Source organism: Vibrio sp. 10N.222.48.A3, from assembly GCF_041475345.1.
GTDB lineage: Bacteria > Pseudomonadota > Gammaproteobacteria > Enterobacterales > Vibrionaceae > Vibrio > Vibrio tasmaniensis_A.
In genome coordinates this window covers 1-254 of record NZ_JBFRVX010001777.1, presented here as the reverse complement: position 1 = coordinate 254, position 254 = coordinate 1, and the positions used below count along the sequence as shown (strand labels likewise).

1 protein-coding gene is annotated in these 254 nt (G+C 46.9%); it reads left to right on the top strand.

Features of this window, described 5'->3' with window-relative positions; all coding sequences use genetic code 11:
* The coding region (locus AB4653_RS28860) for a hypothetical protein (protein ID WP_372106069.1) at positions 1 to 200 on the top strand (200 nt) is incomplete at its 5' end.
* Positions 201 to 254 lie beyond the last annotated feature (54 nt).

Below are 254 nucleotides of genomic sequence, written 5' to 3'. Positions count from 1 at the left end.
CTCCTAAAGCGGCACCAAAGGCCGCTGTTGCTAAAAAACAAGCAGGTTCACCAATGACTAAAGCTCCTGGTCCTCAAGAGATCAAAGAGATTCAAGTTGTTGCGGCTCCATTCCGTACTGAGCGTTTTGTATCGAAAGGTGCAGGTAGCCAAGCAGCGTCAAATAAAGCCGGCGCAGGCATGACTAAACCTCAATACTAATGAGCTTCGCAGAGTAATCTGCAGAGAACTATCTAAGGGCGACTTATTCATAAG